This window comes from Methylophilus sp. 42 (assembly GCF_000384155.1).
In the GTDB taxonomy this organism is placed as follows: domain Bacteria; phylum Pseudomonadota; class Gammaproteobacteria; order Burkholderiales; family Methylophilaceae; genus Methylophilus.
In genome coordinates, this window is record NZ_KB913031.1 from 1,418,083 (window position 1) to 1,433,107 (window position 15,025).

Consider the following 15,025-nt stretch of genomic DNA (forward strand, 5'->3'; position numbering starts at 1 on the left):
TTTTCATGATTTATGAAACGATAGTGACTAGCTGTTCGGTGGATGGTGATGTGCATGTCGCACCATTTGGTATTCAATGGCATGAGGGCAGAGTACTCATCATGCCTTTTAAACCGTCTACTACTTTGCAGAATATCTTGCAGACCGGCTTTGCTGTCCTGAATCTAACTGACGACGTACGCGTGTTTGCTGCGGCAATTGCCAGGAAAACCGCCTTTGCTACCGAGGCGATCGCTAGCGGTCAAGGCGTCAGGCTCAAAGATTGTTTGGCGCATCATGTACTCAGTTTGCAGCAGATTGAAGAGGATGATGTACGTCCAAAATTGTGGATGCAAGTAGTCGAAAGTGCATCGCACGCACCATTTATGGGATTTAACCGCGCGCAGGCAGCGGTGATTGAATTAGCCGTGCTGGTCAGCCGTTTGCATATGTTGCCGGTTGAAAAAATCAGCCAGGAAATGCAGTATCTGCAAATCGCCATTGATAAAACGGCCGGGCCACGCGAGCAAGAAGCCTGGCAATGGCTGGTCGATTGCGTTAACAACCACTTGGCGCAACAAAGCGGCATGCAACAAGCGTGAGTCAGTCTATGCAAGTACTTGTGAGTGTGAATTCCGTTGTCGAGGCACAACTCGTGCTGTCTGCCGGAGTACCATTAATCGATCTCAAAGAGACCAGTCATGGTGCATTGGCGGCATTGGATATAGATCGTTCAACCGCGATTATTGAAGCGATTCTCCAGCATAGGCAACAAACCGCGGCGACAGATATTGTCATCAGCGCAACGGTGGGCGATCACGGTGGCACGGTCGATGACCTCAGGCAGATGATTACAAGCCGCCTGCAAATTGGGGTTGAAGTGATCAAGTTGCCGGAAACTATCTGGGCCGAATCTCTCTACCAGCCAACAATTGTTGCCTTGCTTGCGCAGGGCCTTAAATTGATTGCTGTGATGCATCCTGACAGCCTGATGGCTGCCAATATGCAACAGCGACTACAGGCTTTGGCGCAACAAGGGTACTGGGGCGTGATGGTGGATACGACACAAAAATCACGCGCATTGCTAGAGATCGTACCTATCGCTGCGCTCGCTGATTTTGTGCGGGCGGCAAAATCAGCACGCTTATTCGTCGGCATAGCTGGCGGATTATTGCTGGCGCATATCGAACCGCTGTCTATATTGGCGCCAGATTATCTGGGATTTCGCAGTGGTTTGTGCGAAGGCGCACAAAGAGCGCAAGGCTTATTGGCAGAACGCGTGCACGCGCTGATTGCAAGAGTGTCAGAAATTTGTTGAATAATTGGTCTCAAACCTAATAAATACGCCTTTGAGATGGCGCTTAGGGTTGCGTCTGTAGCGACCTTTGCGTATAGTTCAATTTGTAAGTTTTTTCAAAGATGTGGCAAAAAAGCCCAATAACGAAGGAGTCGATGAATGAAAAAAAGTTTTTTAGGCTTGGCAATTGCTTCTGCATTTGTGTTTGCATCGCAAGTTGCACAAGCTGAAGACATGTACCGTGGCGCTTGGTATGTTGTTCCAGGTGCAACCTACATGAACACTGACAATGATCTCGAAGCTGACAATGGCCGTGGCGGTTTTCTGTCTATCGGTAAAGAGCTGAGCGAGCACTGGGACATTCAAGGTCGTTTGGGCTACAACCGTGCTGATAATGATCTTGCCGGTGTAAGTGGTAAATACAAACAAACAGCCTTAGGTCTGGATGCATTGTATGTATTCAGCCGCGAAAAATTCCGTCCATTCCTGTTGGCAGGTCTTGGCGCAGCACGTAATGATGTTGATTACTCTGCTCCTGGTGCCGATATTGATGGTAAGAAAAATTCCTGGATGGCCAATGTAGGTTTGGGTGCTCAATACTTGTTTAACGATAAGTTTGGTATTCAAGCTGATGTGCGTCATCAATGGAGCCGTGCAAAAATTGATATTGCTGGCGTAGGTAGCGATACCGAAACGATTGGTAATACTTTGGTTAACCTGGGTGGTATCTTCCGTTTTGGCGCACCAGCACCAGTGGTTGCAGAGCCAACACCAGAGCCAACACCAGCACCATTGGCAGCCGCTGAACCAGCGCCGGCACCAGCACCAGCTCCGGTACCAGCACCAGTATGTAAGCCACAAAACGAAACAGTGACAGTAAGTGCTGAAAAACTGTTTGGTTTCGATAAGGCTAACCTGCGTGAAGAAGGCCGTAAAGTTCTGGAAGAAACAGCTGCTAAGATCAAGGCTAACCCAGAAATTACTGCTGTGATCGTTACAGGCCACACAGACCGTATCGGTTCTGACGCTTACAACCAAAAGTTGTCTGAGCGTCGTGCTAAGCAAGTAGCTGATTACCTGATCGCTCAAGGTGTTGATAGCAATATCATCACTTCTGAAGGTAAAGGTAAAACTGAGCCAGTAGTTCAATGCGATGGCAAAAAAGTAAGCAAAAAATTGATTTCTTGCTTGCAACCAAACCGCCGCGTTGACATCCGCGCTGAAGGCACCAAACAAGTTGGTTGCCAATAATCAGAACTAGCTTCTGAGTAAAAAGCCACGCGTCAGCGTGGCTTTTTTTATGCCTGTTGTTTTGAGTCAGCCTTTTGCATGACTGGCTCAGTTATAATTCTGCAATGGTTGATACACACTTTATTATTAAAGCACGCTGGGTGATTCCCATAGATGCGAACGTAGACGCGAACCATACCCTCTTAGAGCAGCATGCAGTGTTGGTGGAGGCCGGGCAAATTAAAGCCATTGTGCCCAAGACTGATATCCCGGCATGGGCTGCTGATTGGCCAGTGGTTGACTGCTCCCAGCATGTATTGATTCCAGGGTTGATTAATCTACACGCACACAGCAGCATGAACCTGTTAAAGGGATATGCTGACGATTATGCACTGATGCCCTGGCTCAATGAGCATATCTGGCCGGCAGAAAAGCAGTGGGTATCTAAATCGTTTGTGCATGATGGTAGCTTGCTGGCCTGTGCAGAAATGTTGAGTGGCGGTGTGACCACCTTCAATGACATGTATTTCTTCCCGCAAGCTACGATTGAGGCGGTGAAGCGTGCAGGCATGCGTGCCCATATTGGTCTGACTGTATTAGATTTTCCGACCAATTATGCAGCAACAGCTAATGATTACATCCGGCTAGGCACCGAGGTGCGGGACCAATATAAAGCCGATCCGCATATCAGCTTCTCGTTTGCGCCACATGCCCCTTATACCGTGAGTGACCAGACCTTTGAGCAAATCTCAACCCTGTCTGAACAGCTAAACCTCGGTATTCATACCCACTTGCACGAAACACAGGCCGAGATCGCGCACAGTCTGGAACAATATGGCGTGAGGCCATTGCAACGTTTGCGAGCACTGGGTGTGATTGGCCCGGCCACTGTATTAGCGCATGGTGTGCATCTTGAAACACAAGAGCTCGAATCATTATCGACATTAGGTGCACATATCGCCCATTGCCCGAGTTCAAATCTTAAATTGGCCAGCGGCATTGCGCCGGTCGCCGCTGCATTAAGGGCTGGTATCAATGTCGGTTTGGGCACGGATGGTGCCGCCAGTAATAACCGCGTCGATATGTGGCAAGAAATGCGTACGGCGGCATTACTTGCCAAAGTCGCAGATCAGAATGCAGAAGCCTTGCCTGCTTATCAGGCATTGGAAATGGCTACCCTGCATGGTGCGCGTGCTTTGGGCTTACAAGACAGGGTTGGTAGTATTGCAGTCGGTAAACAGGCCGACCTGGTGGCAGTAAGGCTGGACGATTTAAACAGTTTGCCTTGCTTTGATCCCATTTCGCATTTGGTTTACGTCGCGGGGCGCGAGCAGGTTACCCACACCTGGGTAGATGGTGAATTACGTTATCAGCGCACCGTGGAGGGTCAAAGCCAGTTTGCAGGCATGGAAACTGAAGAATTACGGTCTATTGCATTGCAGTGGCAACTCAAGCTGCAATCCGCGCATAGCTAATCGCAGCAAATAAAGATCAAGCAAAAGGAGTGAGCATGGCGAATGTAGAAGCTGCAGAGGTAAACAAGTTTGCAGAGTTGGCGCATCAGTGGTGGGATATGCAAGGGGTATTCAAACCATTGCATCAACTGAATCCATTGCGTCTGGATTATATCGATAGTCGCGCGCACCTTGCAGGTAAACAAGTACTGGATGTGGGCTGTGGCGGTGGTATTTTAAGCGAATCTATGGCGCAGCGCGGCGCCCAGGTCTCCGGTATCGACCTGGCAGAGAAGTCTCTGCAGGTGGCGCAATTACATGCCTTGGAAGCCAGTGTGGTGCTTGAGTATCGTAATGTCGCCGTTGAAATTCTGGCGCAAGAAAAGCCGCAGGCTTTTGATGTAGTGACCTGCATGGAAATGCTGGAACATGTACCGGACCCTGCCAGTGTTGTGCGTGCCTGTGCCGCCTTGGTGAAACCAGGTGGTCATGTTTTCTTCTCGACCTTAAACCGTAATGCCAAGGCCTATTTGATGGCGGTGGTTGGTGCAGAATATGTGCTGAATTTGCTGCCAAAAGGCACACATGATTACAGCAAGTTTATCAAACCTTCCGAATTAGCGGCATGGATGCGTCAATCCGGGCTGGAGTTACAACACCAAACCGGTGTGACTTACCACCCGTTCAGCAAACAATATGCGCTGACGCTGGATACCAGCGTGAATTACATGTTGCACGCGATTAAAGAAGCCTGACAGGAAGTTAAATGCAAGCTGTTTTGTTTGATTTGGACGGGACGCTGGTTGATACCGCTCCGGATTTGGGTTACGCCCTGAATTTGCAACGTGAACGTCATGGCCTGGATTTTTTAGCGGATGCCACCATACGCCCTTATGCCTCACATGGTTCACGTGGCTTGCTTGAAGTCGGCTTTGGCTTATTGCCTACCGATGCTCATTTTGAAGCCATGCGTACGGAATATCTGGACTTGTATACGCAAGTGATGACGCGTCAGCCTGTATTGTTTGACGGCATGGCCGAGGCCTTGCAGGCGATTGAGCAACGCGGCTTGCGTTGGGGTATAGTCACCAATAAACCACGCCGCTTTACCATGCCGATGGTGGCCCACATGGGGCTGGATGTCCGTGCCGGGGCCGTGATCAGTGGCGATGATGCGCCACAACCCAAACCCTCACCACAAACCCTGCTGCTGGCCTGCGAGCGTATGAATATAGATCCGCAAACCGTGTTGTATATTGGTGATGCCGAGCGTGATATACAAGCTGGCCAGGCGGCTGGCATGAAGACGCTGGTGGCCTTGTTTGGCTATTTGGCAAGCACTGACAACCCACAGGCGTGGGGTGCCGATGGCTGCATCCAGCAGCCTCAGGATTTGCTCGCGTATTTATAATCGCTGATCTGCACCTTACTTGCGTGCGCTGCTCAGCACAGCCATGGCCGCAATATTAATATCCGCGACCAGGATGCTTTCCAGCATGCCTTGTTCATTGATAATTGGTAATGATACCGTGAGGCAGAAGTCTTCAGTCGCCGTAGACAGGTAAATGGTGGAAATATAAGGCGCATGTGACTCAGCCACTCTCTGGTAGTAGGCTTGCTGGCTGCGGTCTATGCCAGCACCACCTGCCTTGATTTTTCCATACATATTCGGGTTGATCCAGTTGGCGTAACGTTGCACGCCATTCGGTTCGAGCTCAAAGATCACTTCAAAATAAGGGAATTCGGCAAAGCAGCTATCCAGATCATGTGACCCTGTTGAGCGCTGGATTTTCAATAACGATTGCAGGGCGGATAAGGCTCTCTGTTGCCAGTCAGAGTAAAACTCTTTTTTAGGCAAAATGGTTTGTGGCGGCGTATCTTCTACCACCACGATACTGCCAAGATTGGCTTTGCCGATTTTCTTCAGCACGGCCGCTCGCTCGGCAGCCATAACGCTATTCTCCAGCAAGCCTTGTTTGCCATTCACCACCGCGATAGACACGCTGGCGACAGGGTGGTCTTTGCCATCTTCGGTCGTGAAAAATCCACGCTCAAGATCACTGGCATCGTACAGGTGAACCGCTAAGGCTTGGAACTGGCTAATAATGTGTAGCAGGATATCGGTGAGTGTCGGGGCATTGTGATCGTAAATCAGCACAAAATCATCGCCGCCAATATGACCGACCATGACGCCGGTTTTGTCTTGAAATTCCTGACGGATGATTTCAGACAATAATCGGATCATGGCATCGCCACGGATGAAGCCGTAGCGATCGTTGTACGCCTTAAAGTGATCCAGGTCGATATACACTAACTGCGTATTGGGGTTGTTACGCAAGCTATTGTCCAGGGTCTGTCTTAAGGTCGGCCCGGTAGTGAGATGACTCAGCGGGTGTAAATTGCCGGTGGAGGCTTTACGGCTGATCAACTGGGCCATGATTTCCATGGGTTGCAGGATGCCGACATAGGCACCTTCTTCGTTCACCGTAATCCATATATCAGTATTGGCGCGATCGAGATAAAACAGTCGCGCAAGTACGGAAGAGGGGATGAGGTGATTAATCACCTTGGGTAGAGGGTCGCAGCATGCGCCTAGTCCGGTGACTTTTTTGGAAAATACCTTGCCACGTCGTAATACGCCAAGTGGTGTTTTCCCATCGAGAACGACGGCGATAGCGACATCAATATGGATATTAAATAAGCTTCTGGCTTCAGCGATCGAGTTGCTGACATCAATGGTCAGGCCGTGACTAATGAACTCTCCAATGTGAAAGTCATCCGGCACGTGCGAGCGATGCGATTCGTCACGTGCAGGTAGTGCGGCTACCTGGTCGCTGGGGATGCTTTGCGGATGGGCAAAATAATGGCCTTGTGCGTAATGTAAGCCTAAGTCCTGACAGTAGGTAATATCTTCTACGCGCTCCAGGCCTTCTGCAATAATGGTGCAGCCCAAACGTTGAGCCATGGAAATAATCGCTTCCAGCAGCACGGTTCTCACGCGGCTACCTTGTGCTTCATGCACAATTGCACGGTCTATTTTAATGAAATCAGCGCGGACTTCTGCCAGGATACGCAGCCCGTTAAAGCCTGATCCCATATCGTCCAAGGCAATGCGCAGGCCATGCATGCGAATTTCATCGCAGTAGCGTGCCAGTACCTCAGGGTTTGTTTTCTCGCTTTCGACAATTTCTATGACGACATCACGTTTATCAATGTTTTGCTGTAGCAGAATTTGTAAGATGAAATCGAGCCAGCCAGGACTCATAATGGTTTGTGGCAACACATTAATAAAAATGGGTTTTTCCGCAGAAATGGATTGTGACTTACCAATCAAGGCCAGACGCTGGCAAGCCAGGTCTAACTCGTGTGTGCGCTTGACCTCGGCGGCCAATGCAAATGCTTCCATGCCGTTGAGCCACTTGCCTTCTGGTGTTTTAAGGCGGCACAACGCTTCAAAGCCGAATACTTTGCCGCCTTGGCCAAAGTCGACAATCGGCTGGTAATGCATTTGCACATGCGGCTCAAGCTCAGACAATAACCACGGATATTTGTGCCGTGCGTAAAAGGTATTAAACGGCATGGTGGCCTGTAGTGCTTGCATCGGGCCGATAGGCTGATTGTCCTCAGAAACCAGCACCCAGGTGTCCTTAAGCGTATGCGCGGATTCCTCGGCGATCATCTGATCTAATATCTGCAATAGTTCAGCTTCAGTGTGATAACGCAACGATGTTTGATTCTGCCCTGAAAAGCGCGGGCTTTCCATGTTGGCATGACTGTTGGCATCGAAAATATGCAGAAATAGTTCCATGAAAAATCACTTTGCTTGTGAGAGGTTGAGTGCAGGCTTGCTTATGGCTAGACCTCACAGAGCCAGACAAATACTGCGCTGGTTCTATGACAGGTCGCATCACTACTATAACGACAGGGGATGGAGTTTATTTGCGTGAAGAGCGGGCATAAAAGCCACGAAACAATCTAATTGTCTGCATCAAATTGGTGCGGAAAGCGCACGCGTATTAGGCCGTGTGCAGATGAAACGCTGTTGCTTGGCATGCAAACAGCTGGGTAAGCTGCTTAAGTGACTGACTTACGTTCCAGCAAAGCCGTGGATAAGGTGCCGCTGTCAACATACTCAATTTCACCACCCATCGGCAAGCCGCGCGCGATACGGCTAACGCGGATGCCGCGCGATTTGAGCATCTGGCCAATGTAGTGGGCAGTGGCCTCACCCTCGGAGGTGAAGTTGGTGGCGACGATCACTTCGTGAATCGCGCTGTCCTGTGCGCGCTTGAGCAGGGTGTCGAGGTGAATATCTTTAGGGCCTATGCCATCCATGGGCGAGAGTTTGCCCATTAATACAAAATATTGGCCCTGGTAGCTGCGAGTATTTTCCAGCATCATGAGATCGGTAGGCATTTCCACCACGCACAAAATGGATTTGTCGCGGCTGCTATCCTGGCACAGGCTACATACACTATGTTCGCTAAAGTTGTTGCAGTAATCGCAATGGGCCAGTTTGTCCAAGGCTTGCTGCAAACTGGCCGCCAGTTTTTGTGCGCCTTCTCTATCCCGCTGCAACAGGTGATAGGCCATACGCGTAGACGACTTGGGGCCGACGCCCGGCAAGCAGCGCAAGGCACCAATCAGCTGTTCAAGTACGGCGGGATTGTTCAAGCGGGGTTTCCTGCGTTTAGAACGGCAGTTTGAAGCCAGCGGGCATCACGTTGCCCATTTTGGCTGTGCTGGTTGCTTCGGCCTTGGTTCTGGCATCTTTGAGTGCGATGAGAATCAGGTCTTCCAGTGTTTCTTTGTCATCCATCGCGGCGTCATCAATTTGCACGCGTTTGACATCATTGCTACAGGTCATGGTGATTTTGACCATGCCGTTACTGGCGATACCTTCGACTTCAGTGTTTGCGAGTTCGGCTTGTGCTTTCTGCATATTGGCCTGCATCATCTGGGCCTGCTTCATCATGTTGCCCATGCCACCTTTCATCATTGTCTGCTCCTAAAGTGTTGTGGTTAATGTAAGGGTTTTATTGAGTTTGGCACGATAGTCGCGCCCATTTCCTGCATCAGGCCTTGCACAAAGCGGTCAGCCATAATGGCTTCTGTGGCTTGATCCTGCAATTCGGCACGCTCAACGGCTAATTGCCTGGCAGGCGTATTCGCTTCTTGCCCAGTGACAATATTCAACTTCAGGCGGCGGCCAAAATGGCTGCTTAACGCGCTGTTAAGTTTTTCCAGGTAATTGGCACTGGCCAGATGTTTATGGGCTTCACCGATACGCAAGGTCATATTGTCTGCATCGTAGCTCACCAGTTCGCAGTTCTGCGCCAGTGCACGCACCAGCCCCAACTTGCTCAGGTGGTTTTCAACCAGCGCACGCCAGTTGCCATCCCATGCGAGTGAGGCTGAGTCACTCTGAGTGACTACCGGTTGTGAAAAGGCTTGTTGTGGAATCTGTTCGATATCAGGTATCGCTTGCTCAGGCATGTCTGCTACATGCGTCGTCATAGCTTCTGGCGCTGCAGCGGGTACCGGAGCCGTAAACGTTTCTGCTTTCAACGCAGGCGCTGCCATATTCGGTGTAGCGGGTGTGACTGGCGGTGCAACTGCCTGAGTAGGCTCACTTGCAGCACTCATCTGGCGGCTTTGTGCCAGTGCTGCGCGGGCGCCACCGCCTGCATTGCCACGAGGCGTGCCTTCTGTGGGTGCGCTGCCGCCAGTGGCCGGTGCGGCTGATGGTGTCATGGCGTCTGCTTTAAACGCTAGCAGCCGCAGCAAGGTCATGGTAAAGCCTGCGTAAGCGTCAGGTGCCAGGCCAATGTCGCGGTGGCCTAGAATACAAATCTGGTAATACAGTTGCAGCATTTCCGCCGTGAGCTGTGAGGCCAGGTCTAGCAGTGTCTGGCGTTCCGGGTGGTCATCGGCAATGGCTTGCGGGCTGTATTGCGCCACAGCGAGTAAATGCAGCAAGGCCGCCAGGTCATTCAAGGCACTTTCAAAGCCAATGCTACGTGACTCCATCTGCTGGGCAATGCCAAGCAAACTTACCGCATCATTGGCAATCAGCGCGCGTAGCAGTTCGTATAAATAGCTCTGGTCAATTGCGCCCAGCATGCTGCGTACATCACTTTCGCGCACAGATTGATTACCGTAAGCAATCGCCTGGTCGGTGAGCGACAAGGCATCACGCATACTGCCATTGGCGGCACGTGCAATCAGTTGTAATGCTGGCGGTTCAAACGGCAGTTGCTCCTGGCCGAGAATATCCTGCAAATGTGCAGTGATCGTGCTACTAGCCATTTGGCGCAAGTTAAACTGCAAACAGCGTGACAGAATAGTGACCGGTACTTTTTGCGGATCAGTGGTCGCCAGGATAAATTTGACGTGCGCAGGTGGCTCTTCCAGCGTTTTCAGCATGGCATTAAACGCTTCCTTGGTCAGCATATGCACTTCATCAATCATATAGACTTTGAAGCGGCCGGAAGAGGGCGCATAAATCGCCTGTTCGAGCAGGCTGACCATGTCGGCAATACCGCGGTTAGACGCCGCATCCATCTCCACGTAGTCGACATAGCGGCCAATATCAATGGCACGGCAGGCTTCGCACTCACCACAGGGGGTGGCCGTGATACCAGTCACACAGTTGAGGGATTTGGCCAGGATACGTGACAGCGTGGTTTTACCGACACCTCGCGTGCCGGTAAATAAATAGGCATGGTGCAGACGTTGCTGGCTCAGGGCGTTGCTTAAGGCCTGAACCACATGGTCTTGTCCGACCAGACTACTAAAGGATTTTGGGCGCCATTTACGCGCCAATACTTGGTAAGACATCGCGCACTCTACTGATTAAATGCTATAAGGCAAACCCGTACTTTAGCTTAAATTGCCTGCTCATGCTTGACTCGATACCAACTAAATTAATGCGCGCTAAATGAATGCGTGTCTGGTGTAGGTCAATCAAAGGGCAATATGGGAAGGGGCGAGCCCAACCCCCGGCACTTGCTTGATAGTTGTGGCTGCTTGCTTCCGCACCTGACCAGGTTGGCTACCTTACAATGCGGGGAGGCCCGCGGCTGCTATTGTAACGCAAAAACTATTTGGCATAAGCTTCTTTTTAAATTGACCATGACATGCGCTGCTTTTTCAAGCAGTGGAAATGACCAATAATCTACCTTCTTATAGTGGCATAACGCCCCGATTTTTCACTGCATAATGAGGCATATTTTTCATTCATTTATGATGTGATTCAAGGATGTGACTTAAGACTATGGCAGCCAACGGACCCTCCATGACCGCGTCGGAAATTGCCCGCGAAACCATTAAACAAATGGCCGTTCGCCGCGTAGAGCCGACCCCGGACAATTACACTCAAATTTATTTTGAGGTTGCCGGCAAGCCGGTGAAAGAAGATGCCGTTGGCGCATTGCGCAAAGCACTTAAACAACTGCCGCATGATTCCCTGGAGCAGACCAATTGGATCAACCGTTGGGAAAAACTGCTCAAGCAGGATAACTGGCAAGGGTTGGGTGAGTTGCTTACTGAGTCCATGCAGCAACAATTAAGTCATTCGACCAAATGGCCCAAAGCCATACGCACACTGCTGCAAGCCTGGGACGACAAGCGCAGCGGGGTTGATATCGCCAGAAAGCGCGAAACACTGGAGCGCGTGCTGATCAACTTTGGTAACGATGAGTCATTGTCTGACAAACTGATTGGTATGGCGAATCACTGGCTGCCGTCTGATGCCGGCGGTGATGGCATTCCTTTAACGGATGGCACAGAGACTGCGGCACCTTCAGCTGCGGTTGAGCCTGCCAGCACTGAAGGTTTGCCGAGTGATGTGCAGCAGTTTCATGGTGCATTTACCATCTTGCAAACCTTGCTCAAACAAACCTTGCAGCTCGGATTGATTCCGCGCCTGGAAGGTTATCCTGACTTACAAACAGAGGCGGTCGCGTTGCAGGAAAGCACCGAACGCGCTAAAAAGGTTAAAGAGTGGGAGGCGCTGGCCAAGTCACTCAAAGCCTTGTTGATGCGTGTGGAAGTGATTGGTGCCAAAGAGGATGATGTGCGTGGTGACATTATTGATTTGCTGCATTTGCTGTTATCCAATATTGGTGAACTGGTGGCGGAGGATAGCTGGCTGAGCGGCCAGGTCTATGCCGTGCAATCAATTATCAGCGGCCCGCTGGATCGCGCCAAGCTCAAGCAGGCAGAAAAAAGCCTGAAAGAGGTGGTCTACAAGCAAGGCCTGGTAAAACATAGCTTGGTGGAAGCCAGAAACTCGTTTAAAACTTTGATCAGTACTTTTATTGACAAGCTGAAATACATGGGCGAAGCGAGTGAACTCTATAGCGGCAAAATTGAAAATTATGCCCAGGAGCTCTCGCAGACCGATGACCTGATTAAAATCAATGAGCTGGTTAATCACTTGATGCGAGATACTTCTGTGATGCAGACGGATATCATGCGTTCGCGTGATGATTTGCTGAACCAGCAACGGGTGGCGACCGATACCCAGCAACGCATGGAGAAGCTGCAGGAAGAATTACAGCAATTGAGCGAGGTTGTCCGTATCGACCAGCTGACAGGTGTGCTCAACCGCCGCGGTATGGATGAGGCGTTTAGTACTGAAATTGCCCGCTATCGCCGCAGTGGCGAATTGCTGAGCATTGCTTTGCTGGATATTGATAACTTTAAAATGCTGAATGACCAACATGGGCATGCGGCAGGGGACTCTGCACTCAAACATCTGGCGGGTGTAGTCAAACGCGCCGTCAGGCCGACCGATATCGTGACCAGGATGGGCGGGGAAGAGTTTGTCGTGATCTTGCCGAATACCAACCTGGAGGAGGCCGTCGTGACGATGAGCCGCTTACAGCGTGCGCTCACCAAAGAATATTTCCTTGGTAATAATCAGAAGTTGCTGATTACCTTTAGTGCCGGTGTGGCCTTGTTTAAAACCGAAGATGACGTTAATTCGATTCTTGCGCGCGCCGACCAGGCCATGTACCTGGCTAAAAAACGCGGTAAAAATCGCGTCATGACGGAAATCGACCTGCAAGCAAATCCTTAATGAACCTCATGACTGGCGGGATACACCAGTCATGACAGACATACCCAGCCTGGCGTGGGCATGATATGCTAATCGGCATCTTAAGCGAGGTGCCAAGTGTCCACTCCTGCCATCCATTCTGCTGCCGTCAGCCCTGCTGGCGCCAATTCACCTGCCGATAGTGTCAAAGACGCTTTGCATGAAAGCGAGCGCAGATTTTCTGCGATTGTGTCCAGCATCCCTGGCTTGGTGTTCCAAATGCATATGACTGCCGATGCGCAAGTGGTCTTTACTTACTTGAGTGAGGGCTGTGAGGCCTTGCTGGGCATCCCGGCAGCGGCGTTGTTAAAAGACGCGCAAACGCTGTTTAATGCGATGGAAGAGCATTCAGCCAGTCAATTCAGGCATAACCTGCAAAAGTCGGCCAGGCAGCATAAACGGCTGGATTGGGAAGGCAAAATCTGGATCGCTGACTGGCAAGATATGAAGTGGGTCAATATTCGTGCCACCGTGCAGGATTTAGGCCATGGTGCCGTGCAGTGGGACGGCATTATGCTGAATATCAGCCAGAGCAAACATGAAAAACACGAAATTGAACAGGCCAGGCGTGATTTGCAGGCGCTTACGGCGCACATTCACCAGGTGAAGGAGCAAGAGCGCGTCAGTATTGCGCGCGAGATTCATGATGATCTGGGCGGCAACCTGACGGCGATGAAGCTGGGGCTGTCTACCATTATCCAGCAGATTGAAGGCGGCTTGCCCGTGAACCTCGAGCAGGCCACCATGTTACAGGCCATTATCAATCAGACCTTTGATGCCGTGCATAGAATCTCTGGCAACTTGCGTCCGAATATTCTGGACCTGGGCCTGGTAGATGCGCTGGAATGGCAAGTCAGCCAGTTTAAAAAACAGCTGGGCGTGACAGCGAAGTTTGTCACTAACTGTCATGACCTGGAATGTGATGCCGATCAGTCCATGGCCTTGTTCCGCATTTGCCAGGAGGCCCTTTCCAATATCGCCAAATACGCGCAGGCAGACCAGGTGTCCGTCGAGTTGTCACTGGAAGAGGATGTGCTGTTGATGCGTATTGTTGATAACGGCATTGGCATTGCACCTGCGGATAAAATCAAACCCAATTCGTTCGGCCTGCGCGGTATGCAAGAGCGGGCGGCGGCATTGGGTGGAGAATGCCATATCGACGCTTCTGCCACTGGGCCAGGTACCTGCATTCATGTGCGCGCGCCATTGGTCGCGGTTGCTTCGTGACAGAAGTGCGTATCCGATTTACAATCAATTAGATCATGCATGACATGACAGCCGCGCGAGCGAATTAGAGGGATCAGGGTGGATATACAAAAAATTAAAGTCATTATTGTGGATGACCATGCTATTTTACGTTCTGGGATCAAGCAGATATTGATCGCCAGTGGCGATATAGAGGTCGTTGGTGAGGCAGAAAATGTGGCGCAGGCCATTAAATGTGTCCGTGAGCTCGCGGCCGATGTCATGCTGCTCGATATCTCTTTGCCGGACAAAACAGGCATTGAGGCGCTGAAGCTGATTAAACGTGAAAATGCCGCGCTGAATATCCTTATGTTGTCCATGTACATGGAAGAACAATATGCCGTGCGTTCGATACGCTCCGGTGCTTCGGGGTATTTGTGCAAGCATACGGCTTCTGAGGAGTTGCTGACCGCGATTCACACGCTGGCTAAAGGCAAAAAATACATTACGCCCAACGTGGCAGAAATCCTGGCGGAGCAGGTGGGGAATGACCATGCCGTGGCGCCGCATGAAGCCTTGTCTGACCGCGAGTTCCAGGTCATGCGTCTGATTGCTTCCGGTAACTCGGTGAGTGAGATTGCCGATAAACTTGCTTTGTCGGTAAAAACGGTGAGTATGTATCGCACGCGTTTGCTGGAGAAAATGCACCTGAAGCACAATGCGGATATCACGCATTATGCAATTAAAAATCAGCTGGTCTAGTCGTTTAAAGCATGG

General features: G+C 50.8%; 13 protein-coding genes and 1 other RNA gene. 9 read left to right on the forward strand and 5 right to left on the reverse strand.

Annotated elements, in window-relative coordinates; translation table 11 throughout:
* The first annotated feature begins 5 nt into the window (after nucleotides 1–5).
* The 6 genes from MET42_RS0107020 (at nucleotide 6) to MET42_RS0107045 (ending at nucleotide 5,371) form a co-directional block, all read left to right on the forward strand.
* Complete coding sequence (locus MET42_RS0107020; RefSeq protein ID WP_019882158.1) at nucleotides 6–581, forward strand: DUF447 domain-containing protein; 576 nt, start codon at nucleotides 6–8, stop codon at nucleotides 579–581.
* A gap of 8 nt (nucleotides 582–589) precedes the next feature.
* Complete coding sequence (locus MET42_RS0107025) at nucleotides 590–1,297, forward strand: (5-formylfuran-3-yl)methyl phosphate synthase (protein WP_019882159.1); 708 nt, start codon at nucleotides 590–592, stop codon at nucleotides 1,295–1,297.
* A gap of 138 nt (nucleotides 1,298–1,435) precedes the next feature.
* Entirely contained in the window at nucleotides 1,436–2,527 is a 1,092-nt protein-coding gene (locus tag MET42_RS0107030; RefSeq protein WP_019882160.1) for an OmpA family protein, read from the forward strand.
* A 104-nt stretch (nucleotides 2,528–2,631) separates the two neighbouring features.
* The gene (locus MET42_RS0107035; protein WP_029512358.1) at nucleotides 2,632–3,981 is read left to right on the forward strand and encodes a TRZ/ATZ family hydrolase; all 1,350 of its coding nucleotides are present in this window, start codon (nucleotides 2,632–2,634) and stop codon (nucleotides 3,979–3,981) included.
* 35 nt (nucleotides 3,982–4,016) lie between these two features.
* Nucleotides 4,017–4,715: a bifunctional 2-polyprenyl-6-hydroxyphenol methylase/3-demethylubiquinol 3-O-methyltransferase UbiG gene (ubiG, locus tag MET42_RS0107040; RefSeq protein WP_019882162.1), complete on the forward strand. Its 699-nt coding sequence runs from the start codon at nucleotides 4,017–4,019 to the stop codon at nucleotides 4,713–4,715.
* Nucleotides 4,716–4,726: 11 nt separating this feature from the next.
* Nucleotides 4,727–5,371, forward strand: a complete 645-nt coding sequence (locus MET42_RS0107045; protein ID WP_019882163.1) for an HAD family hydrolase — start codon at nucleotides 4,727–4,729, stop codon at nucleotides 5,369–5,371.
* A gap of 15 nt (nucleotides 5,372–5,386) precedes the next feature.
* On the opposite strand, the gene MET42_RS0107050 is transcribed toward MET42_RS0107045, so the two are convergent.
* The 5 genes from MET42_RS0107050 to ffs all read right to left on the reverse strand — a co-directional run bounded on the left by MET42_RS0107050 (nucleotide 5,387) and on the right by ffs (nucleotide 11,041).
* Complete coding sequence (locus MET42_RS0107050; protein ID WP_019882164.1) at nucleotides 5,387–7,768, reverse strand: EAL domain-containing protein; 2,382 nt, start codon at nucleotides 7,766–7,768, stop codon at nucleotides 5,387–5,389.
* Between the two features lie 266 nt (nucleotides 7,769–8,034).
* Nucleotides 8,035–8,634, reverse strand: a complete 600-nt coding sequence (recR, locus tag MET42_RS0107055; RefSeq protein ID WP_019882165.1) for a recombination mediator RecR — start codon at nucleotides 8,632–8,634, stop codon at nucleotides 8,035–8,037.
* 16 nt (nucleotides 8,635–8,650) lie between these two features.
* Nucleotides 8,651–8,959: a YbaB/EbfC family nucleoid-associated protein gene (locus MET42_RS0107060; RefSeq protein ID WP_019882166.1), complete on the reverse strand. Its 309-nt coding sequence runs from the start codon at nucleotides 8,957–8,959 to the stop codon at nucleotides 8,651–8,653.
* 23 nt (nucleotides 8,960–8,982) lie between these two features.
* A complete protein-coding gene (dnaX, locus tag MET42_RS0107065; RefSeq protein ID WP_019882167.1) occupies nucleotides 8,983–10,800 on the reverse strand; it encodes a DNA polymerase III subunit gamma/tau in 1,818 nt (605 codons plus the stop codon).
* Nucleotides 10,801–10,944: 144 nt separating this feature from the next.
* Nucleotides 10,945–11,041: signal recognition particle sRNA small type (gene ffs, locus MET42_RS14585), an RNA gene on the reverse strand.
* Between the two features lie 216 nt (nucleotides 11,042–11,257).
* Between ffs and MET42_RS0107070 the strand changes: the two genes are divergently transcribed.
* The 3 genes from MET42_RS0107070 (at nucleotide 11,258) to MET42_RS0107080 (ending at nucleotide 15,010) form a co-directional block, all read left to right on the forward strand.
* On the forward strand, nucleotides 11,258–13,045 hold the full coding sequence (locus MET42_RS0107070; RefSeq protein ID WP_019882168.1) for a GGDEF domain-containing protein: 1,788 nt from the start codon (nucleotides 11,258–11,260) through the stop codon (nucleotides 13,043–13,045).
* A 96-nt stretch (nucleotides 13,046–13,141) separates the two neighbouring features.
* On the forward strand, nucleotides 13,142–14,290 hold the full coding sequence (locus tag MET42_RS0107075; RefSeq protein ID WP_019882169.1) for a sensor histidine kinase: 1,149 nt from the start codon (nucleotides 13,142–13,144) through the stop codon (nucleotides 14,288–14,290).
* A gap of 78 nt (nucleotides 14,291–14,368) precedes the next feature.
* Complete coding sequence (locus MET42_RS0107080; RefSeq protein ID WP_019882170.1) at nucleotides 14,369–15,010, forward strand: response regulator transcription factor; 642 nt, start codon at nucleotides 14,369–14,371, stop codon at nucleotides 15,008–15,010.
* The last annotated feature ends 15 nt before the right edge of the window (nucleotides 15,011–15,025 follow it).